Source organism: Streptomyces sp. NPDC058619 (assembly GCF_042717785.1).
Classification (GTDB): domain Bacteria; phylum Actinomycetota; class Actinomycetes; order Streptomycetales; family Streptomycetaceae; genus Streptomyces.
The window spans coordinates 1-1,536 of record NZ_JBHXQN010000161.1 but is presented as its reverse complement, the minus strand read 5'-3'; the positions used below and the strand labels follow the sequence as shown (position 1 = coordinate 1,536).

1 protein-coding gene is annotated in these 1,536 nt (G+C 68.2%); it reads right to left on the bottom strand.

The window, feature by feature from the left end; all coding sequences use genetic code 11:
• Positions 1 to 55: 55 nt before the first annotated feature.
• Positions 56 to 1,270, bottom strand: a complete 1,215-nt coding sequence (locus tag ACFWTC_RS38920) for an IS110 family transposase (protein ID WP_384030727.1) — start codon at positions 1,268 to 1,270, stop codon at positions 56 to 58.
• Positions 1,271 to 1,536: the final 266 nt, after the last annotated feature.

Below are 1,536 nucleotides of genomic sequence, written 5' to 3'. Positions count from 1 at the left end.
GTCTCTATGTCCTTCGTCAAGGACGTGGTGCCGGGTATGAGGTTGTTTGGGGTGGTCATGCGGCGAGGGTGATGGTGGGGGTTCTGGACTCGTAGAAGGTGCCGTCGCGGAGCATGGCGAACAGGACGCTGATGCGTTGGCGGGCGAGGCGGAGGAGCGCCTGGGTGTGGGTTTTGCCGCGGGCTCTTTGCCGGTCGTAGTAGGTGCGGGAGGCCGGGTCGGCGTTCATGCAGGCGAAGGCGGAGAGGAACATGGCGCGCTTGAGCTGCCGGTTTCCGCCTCGTGGTGCGTGTTCGCCGTGGATCGAGGTCCCCGAGGATCTGGTTGTCGGGGCGAGGCCGGCGTAGGAGGCGAGGTGGGCGGCGCTGGGAAAACTGGTGCCGTCGCCGACGGTGACCAGCAGGACGGCGGCGGTCCTGACTCCGACTCCCGGCATCGAGGTCAGGACCTGGTGAAGAGGGTGAGCCTCCAGCAGGGTGCTGATCTGCGCTTCCAAGGCCCGGCGCTGATCGTGAACCGCCGCGAGGGAGGCGGCCAGGGACGGGATCACGATGTCGAGGGTCCCGGTTCCCGGGACCACGACAGTCTGTTCGTCGAGAGCGTCGAAGACCTCGTCGATCAGCCGGACGGCCATCCGCGGGGCTTTCGGGCGGATGAGTTCGACGAGTCTGCGGCGGCCGGCTTTCCGCAGAGCGGCCGGGGATCCGTAGCGTTCGAGGAGCCAGGTGACGGCCGGGTGGTCCAGCCGGGGCCCGAGCACGCGCTCCAGCGACGGGTGGAACTGAGTCAGCAGGCCGCGTATCCGGTTGCTGGTGCGGGTGGTTTCGGCGGCGAGGTCCTGGTCGAAGCCGGTCAGCACCGTGAGCTCGGCGGTGATCTCGTCGGTCAGCTCCAGCGAACGCAGGACATGGGGCATCGTTCGGGCGGCGTCCGCGATCACCGCCGCGTCCTTCGCGTCCGTTTTCGCCTCTCCCGGGTAGAGGTCGGCGATCCGCCGCATCGCGAGTCCGGGCAGGTAGGCGACCTCGCAGCCCGCGTCACGGGCGACGGTCAGCGGCAGAGCCCCGATCGATGCGGGCTGGTCCACGATCACCAGCACCGTGCCGAACTTCGCGATCAGCTTGTCGAAGACGGCCCGCAGTTTCGGTTCGCTGTTGGGCATCGGCTTGTCGAAGACCTTCTTGCCCGCCGGTGTCAGCCCGTGGCCGTGGTGAGCTGTCTTGCCGACGTCCATACCCAGGAAGACGCCCACATCGCCGGTGTCTAACATCGCACCCCTCCCGGGTGGTTGACCGTGCCGGCCTCGGCGGTGGCACCGTGCTCGCGCATCCACGTTATGCAGACCTGCCGCCCACGCTTCTGCCCGGCATTGCGCCGGGCCGGGCGGTGGCCGGGTCTCTCATCAGCGTCTCCGACGGCACCCCACAGGCCCGGCGACACCACCCCCCAGGTCATTCGTTCGACAGAGGGGACACAGTCATACCGGGCCCGGAGGCCAGCGGCCCCATTGCAGGACCACGAAAAACATAACGGGGG

What these genes read in the sequence shown, in the direction of transcription:
- ACFWTC_RS38920 (WP_384030727.1), bottom strand. Translation starts at nt 1,270, where the DNA reads ATGTTAGACACCGGCGATGTGGGCGTCTTCCTGGGTATGGACGTCGGC.